General features: G+C 50.1%; 5 protein-coding genes. 4 read left to right on the top strand and 1 reads right to left on the bottom strand.

Annotation, left to right across the window (positions count from 1 at the left end; genetic code table 11):
• Positions 1 to 14 precede the first annotated feature (14 nt).
• Positions 15 to 1,742, top strand: coding sequence for a hypothetical protein (locus Q0294_RS02260; protein WP_299460499.1), 1,728 nt, complete (start codon positions 15 to 17; stop codon positions 1,740 to 1,742).
• 23 nt (positions 1,743 to 1,765) lie between these two features.
• On the opposite strand, the gene fetB is transcribed toward Q0294_RS02260, so the two are convergent.
• Entirely contained in the window at positions 1,766 to 2,560 is a 795-nt protein-coding gene (gene fetB / locus Q0294_RS02255) for an iron export ABC transporter permease subunit FetB (protein ID WP_299460497.1), read from the bottom strand.
• A 349-nt stretch (positions 2,561 to 2,909) separates the two neighbouring features.
• Between fetB and Q0294_RS02250 the strand changes: the two genes are divergently transcribed.
• The 3 genes from Q0294_RS02250 to Q0294_RS02240 are packed head-to-tail and all read left to right on the top strand — an operon-like array spanning position 2,910 to position 5,842.
• Positions 2,910 to 3,812, top strand: coding sequence for a UDP-2,3-diacylglucosamine diphosphatase (locus tag Q0294_RS02250; RefSeq protein WP_299460495.1), 903 nt, complete (start codon positions 2,910 to 2,912; stop codon positions 3,810 to 3,812).
• Between the two features lie 37 nt (positions 3,813 to 3,849).
• Positions 3,850 to 5,046 (top strand): BtaA family protein, encoded by a 1,197-nt coding sequence (locus Q0294_RS02245; RefSeq protein ID WP_299460492.1) that lies wholly within the window; start codon positions 3,850 to 3,852, stop codon positions 5,044 to 5,046.
• A 52-nt stretch (positions 5,047 to 5,098) separates the two neighbouring features.
• Complete coding sequence (locus tag Q0294_RS02240) at positions 5,099 to 5,842, top strand: class I SAM-dependent methyltransferase (RefSeq protein WP_299460489.1); 744 nt, start codon at positions 5,099 to 5,101, stop codon at positions 5,840 to 5,842.
• Positions 5,843 to 6,017 lie beyond the last annotated feature (175 nt).

The following is a 6,017-nucleotide window of genomic DNA, read 5'->3' as shown; positions in this document are numbered from 1 at the left end:
ATTAAAGCATTGAAATGTCTTCAGTGACTCCTTTTCCTTGTAAGAATCCCGATTCCCGATTTGATTCCGGCGCAGATGCGGTGCCGGAACCAGTCTGGGTGAAGCAGGATTTACTGGTTCCACGATACGATGATGCGATTTTTGCCCGCCCTGATCTGAGTCAGATTATCGGTGATGCGGAAGAAAACCGCAGTATGTTCAGCGCCTGTTCGCGGGACCGAAGCGGAAAAATTATTTCCGGTCTCAGAGAGTGGGCGCGTCGTGCCGTTCTGGAAGAGGCCGCGCGGTATACTTCGGAATTGACGGGAAGCACCGTTTCCCTGCCACAGGATCTCAACGATCGTCTGTTGTTGATGACCGGTCATCAGCCTGCGTTATATCATCCCGGTGTGTGGGTGAAGAATCTGCTGATTGGTAAAGTGGCCCGCCAGACGGCGGGGCTCAGTCTGAATCTGATCGTCGATAATGATCTGGTCAGTTCCACATCCATTCGTGTACCACAAGGTGATCGTTCTGCCCCGTTTTTTGCCGAAGTTTCCTTTGATGAGTCAATCAAGAAAAAGCCGTGGGAAGAAACGACGATTCAAAACAGGGGGTTGTTCCAATCGTTTGCACAACGGGTTGACGAAACACTCAAGCAGTGGCCTGAACTCCCCGCTCCTCTGTTGCGGGAAATCTGGCCTGCTGCGATTAAGCATATGGATGTGTCCGACCGATTAGCTGATTGTCTGGCAGCGGCCCGTCATGCGCAGGAACAACGCTGGGGGATTGAGAACCTGGAACTTCCGATCAGTCGCCTTTGTACGACCAGTCCGTTTTTATGGTTTGCCTGTTATCTGTTTAAATTCGCCGAGCAGTTTCGTACGACACATAATGAAGTCTTAGGCGAGTACCGTAAGGTAAATCGCGTGCGGAGTAAAACTCACCCTGTCCCGGAACTTTCGGAACAGGAAGGCTGGATCGAATCTCCATTCTGGATCTGGCGGGCGGGAGAAACGCGGCGGCATCAGTTGTTCGTCAAGCGGGATCAGGAGAACATTCAGCTTTCAGACGGGAAGGCAGTGATTACCACCCTGCCGATGTCCGAAAACTGCGATTTATCTGCCGCGATCGAAATTCTGAAGCAACTGCCGGCGCAGGGGATTCGCTTAAGAACACGGGCCTTGACGACGACCTTGTTTACCCGCTTGTTTCTCAGTGATCTGTTCGTTCACGGGATTGGCGGTGCCAAATATGACGAAATGACAGACCGGATTTTTACCCGCTTTTTTCATTTGACTCCTCCGCGTTATCTGACACTGTCGGCTACAAAATTTCTGCCGTTTTGTGCCCCTTATGATGTGCAGCATTGTGATGAAACCTGTCTGGAGCGCATCTTGCGGGATCTGGATTTCAATTCGGACCGTCACCTGACGGCCGATCAACGTTCAGAAGCTGCTCCCCTGCTCCAGCGCAAGCAGACGTTGATCCGCGAGCAGCACGCTGCCAGCTCAGATCAGAGCAAATTAATTGACCAGATGGAACGTCGACGCCATAACCGGCAGCGATTTCGAGAACTGCGGGACCTCGATGCCAAACTGGCTCTGTTGACCTCGAAACTGCGGGGGCAGATTAACGAGGATCTGGACACCGTGCGTCAGCAGATGAAGGCCAACGCAGTCATTCAAAGCCGCGAAATATCGTTCGTACTCTATCCGGAATCGGTGCTGAAAGAACTGTTTGACAAGCTGACCTTCGAGTAAACTCCGGTTGAATCTGTTTTGCTTTATCCGACGCGAGTGATGTGATCAAACAGAAATTGGTGTTTCGAATTAAACAGACGCCGATATCCCAGCAGAACGGAAATTACGGTCCCCAGCCCGGTGCCTGAAACAATCAGAAACATCATGACAATCTGATACTTGACAGATTCCAGCGGGCTCGCACCGGCCAGAATCTGCCCCGTCATTAATCCGGGCAATGAAACCAGACCGACCACCATCATCGAATTGATAATTGGTGTCATGCCCGAGCGGACTGCGTTCTGTAATGCTTCTCTGGCTGCTTCGCTTCTACTGGCACCCAATGTGAGTTTCAGTTCCACTTCCGCTCTGCGCATCACTAATTCTTCACTCAGTCGATCCAGTCCCAGAGAGATTCCATTTAGCGTATTTCCCAAAATCATTCCCATCAGGGGAATCAGATATTGGGCCGGGTTCGCGGACCAGTTTTGGGGAGGAATAATGACCGTTAATGCAAATCCGCTGACCAGCCAGGAGCTGGCAAAGACAGCTACCATACTGTTCAACCAGATGCCTGGGAAGCGGCGTTGCGAACGTTGAACTGCGGTCAGACTGGCGATGAGTGTCATTGTAAACATCAACAGCGCAATCACAGGCCACCAGGAAAGCTTAAAGATCCATTCGAGGATCAGCCCGATCAGCAGCAATTGCACCACCGTACGAACAGACGCCAGCAACAACCGTTTTTCCATATTCAACTTGAGCCAGACTGAAATGATGCCATTTACCAGAACCAGCATTGCGGCCAGTGCAATGTTCAGGGGAGTTAAATCATACATGGAGCTTACCTGCAGTGGTTATCAGAAACAGGAAACGTAAAGCCTTTCTGTGTCAGCGATCATAGAACTTTCGGTGTTCCATGAGAAGTCAGGTTCCTCGCCGGTGATCACACGGGTTGCTTCATCTGTTCATCGCGAATCCTTAACTGGATTTTTAATCTAAGGGGATTTATGACTTTTATGAATTCGCAAGACCTTAACCTGGGATTCATCACCAGCGAATAATTGGTTGGTATCATCCCCCTCAGAATGCAAACAGGACAAAAAGAAATCACAGTCAGAGCTGTGCCATCAATGAAGCGGGCAAGCGTTTTCGCGGAGCAATGTCATTAAGGAGGATGATATGATCGTGTCCGAGAAACCTGGAGCCAGAGCGGCTGGTCGACAAATTCGAACGATTTTTGTCAGCGATGTGCATTTAGGATGTATGCACTCGCGGGCGGATGAATTTCTGGAATTCCTCAAATCGCATGAACCGCAGTCGCTGTATCTGGTGGGTGATCTGATTGATGGCTGGAAGCTGCGTAAGAAATGGCGTTGGCCACAAAGCTATAACGCTATTTTTGACCGGGTCGAAGAACTGAGTGATAACGGGACCGAAATCTTTTATACGCCTGGGAATCACGATAAGTTTCTGCGCGATTTTGGGAAAAGTTTTGGTTTTGTCACCCTCTCCGATGAATTCGTGCATATTACGGCGGATGGTCGCCGTTTTCTGATCATTCACGGCGATCAGTTCGACAAGTTCGAGACCGGTGCGCAGTGGTTATCCGTGCTCGGCTCCTTTGCGTACGATGTTTTACTGACGGCGAACACGTTATTCAACCGTCTGTTGAAACGAAACGATCAGACTAAATTTGCACTTTCTTCTGCTGTCAAATCACGCGTTAAGCAGTTGATGCGATTCATCAGCGATTACGAACAGAAGCTGGCGAGTCATGCCAGACAGAAACTCTGCGAAGGCATCATTTGCGGTCATATCCACGCTCCCAATATTCTGGATATAGATGGTATCAATTACTGCAACACCGGTGACTGGGTGGAGCATTGCAGTGCCCTCATTGAATACAGCGATGGAGAAATGGAGATTGTGTATTTCGACCAGGAAATTCCCGCTATTCAAAAGCAGATTTTCAAAACACCGTCCGCCGAACTAAATGCTCTGCCTCACGAATATGCGGAAGTTGAGCTATCAGGTCTGTTGGCTCGTTTTCTAAAAAGGTGTCACCCCCTGCGGTTGATTCGTCGTTAGTCAACCCTGTCTTCCTTTTATCACCGGAGCGGATTTTATGATTTCTGAACGAATTAGCAGTAAGAGTTTTCAGTTGGTGCATCAGGGGAACCTGGTTTACAACACCTGCTGGGAAGATCCTCGCCTCGATCGACGGGCTTTGGAGATTGGTCCGGAGGATGAAGTTCTGGTCATCACGTCAGCGGGGTGTAATGTGCTGGATTACCTGCTGGACGAGCCGCGTCGGGTACACGCGGTCGATGTGAATCCGAAACAAAATGCACTGCTGGAATTGAAACTGTCCGCCATTCGGAATTTGGATTTCGAATCGTTTTTTGAGCTGTTTGGCCGGGGGCAATCTCGGAACTGGGAAACATTATATCCACAAAAATTGCGATCCGGTCTCTCATTGACGGCTCAAAAATACTGGGACCGACATGGGAAGTTCTTTTCCTGCGAAGGGAAACGCTCCAGTTTTTACTTCCGCGGTTCCTCCGGCTTGTTTGCCTGGTTTGTGAACTGTTACATCGATCGGGTAGCCAAAATTCGGGATGACATCAATTCATTACTGGCGGCCCGCGATGTGACGGAACAAAGTTCGATTTATCAGTCGCGCAACTTAAATGAATTATTGTGGACGCGCATGATCAAGTGGTGGATGCGGCGGGATTTGACACTGTCCATGCTGGGGGTGCCCCGCCCGCAGCGGACACAGATCGATCAATGTTATGCCGGCGGCATAGTGCAGTTTGTGATCGACCGGATAGAAACTGTCTTCACCAGCCGATCTCTGCACGATAACTATTTCTGGCGCGTTTATCTGACGGGGAGTTACGAACGCGATTGCTGTCCCGAATATCTCAAACCGGAAAACTTTGAGCGTCTCAAGGTCGGGCTGGTTGAACGGATTACGGTGAATACCAATACCGTGGAAGGGTTTTTGAAGCAACATCGGGGTAAGATTTCCCGATATGTGCTGCTAGATCACATGGACTGGATGGCCGGCGCGCAGCCCCAGATGCTCCAGAATGAATGGCAGGCGATCCTTGATCGGGCGGCACAACAGGCCCGGATCATCTGGCGCAGCGCCGGGATGAAAGTCGATTTTATTGATCCATTGAGAGTACAGAGAGAGGGGCGGGAACAGGAAGTCGGTGAATTACTGCAATACCAGAGTCAACTGGCGTCTGAGCTGCATGAACGGGATCGAGTCAATACCTACGGCAGTTTCTACATTGCGGATTTGCTGGTTTGACTCTGTCGCTGAAGGTGTTGCCCTGATCGGTTTCGATAGAAAGCAGAGGCTAATGAGCAATTTGAGTGCGCGGCTGAATGATTTCAAAACGTTATGGCATCTATTGATTTCCCGAATTGACGGACAAACCCACGCCGAACGTCTGAATTCGTTTTATGAGGGACAGGCTGCAGGTTACGATCAGTTTCGCAAACGTTTATTGCACGGGCGCTGTGAATTATTTGAAAGCCTGCCTGTTCCTGAAAACGGAGTCTGGGTCGATCTGGGAGCCGGAACCGGCGAGAATGCAGAACTGTGGGGAAACAGGCTTCAGCAGTTTCAGCGTGCCTACCTCGTGGATCTGTGCCAGCCACTGCTTGATGTCTGTTCGCAACGTATTTCTGAGCGAGGCTGGTCTCACATCAAAGCGGTTTGTGATGACGCGACTACGTTTGCTCCGCCGGAATCGCACGTCGATCTGATTACCTTTTCCTATTCATTGACGATGATTCCCGACTGGTTTCAAGCTGCGAATCATGCCTGGGATCTACTGCGCCCCGGCGGCATACTGGGAATTGTCGATTTTTATGTCGCGCGAAAATATCCGCAGGCAGATCTTCGTGCTCACGCCTGGATTCAACGAAATCTCTGGCCGGTCTGGTTCGCCGGCGATAATGTCTTTCTGAATCCGGACCATCTGCCTTACCTGCTGGATCGCTTTCAGGTGATCTCACTTGCGGAAAATCAGGGAAGTCTCCCCTTTCTGCCGCTCTTGAAAGTGCCTTACTATATTCTGATCGCGCAGAAACCAGTCTGATTCCAGAATGCGGTAAGTGCACGGCCACGAAATTTCAGCGAATCACTGCTGGAGTATGACTGGCCGCGCTCTAATCTCTGATGCAATTCTGTTATGATACAGATTCGTACAGAAACACGTTCAACACAGCAGGAGCAGGGAAGATTCATAATGTTGATCGAATCACTGCAGAATA

This window comes from uncultured Gimesia sp., from assembly GCF_937919775.1.
Taxonomy (GTDB): domain Bacteria; phylum Planctomycetota; class Planctomycetia; order Planctomycetales; family Planctomycetaceae; genus Gimesia.
This window is presented reverse-complemented; position numbering and strand designations above follow the sequence as displayed.

What these genes read in the sequence shown, in the direction of transcription:
- Q0294_RS02260 (WP_299460499.1), top strand. Translation starts at nt 15, where the DNA reads ATGTCTTCAGTGACTCCTTTTCCTTGTAAGAATCCCGATTCCCGATTT.
- Q0294_RS02245 (WP_299460492.1), top strand. Translation starts at nt 3,850, where the DNA reads ATGATTTCTGAACGAATTAGCAGTAAGAGTTTTCAGTTGGTGCATCAG.
- Q0294_RS02240 (WP_299460489.1), top strand. Translation starts at nt 5,099, where the DNA reads ATGAGCAATTTGAGTGCGCGGCTGAATGATTTCAAAACGTTATGGCAT.
- fetB (WP_299460497.1), bottom strand. Translation starts at nt 2,560, where the DNA reads ATGTATGATTTAACTCCCCTGAACATTGCACTGGCCGCAATGCTGGTT.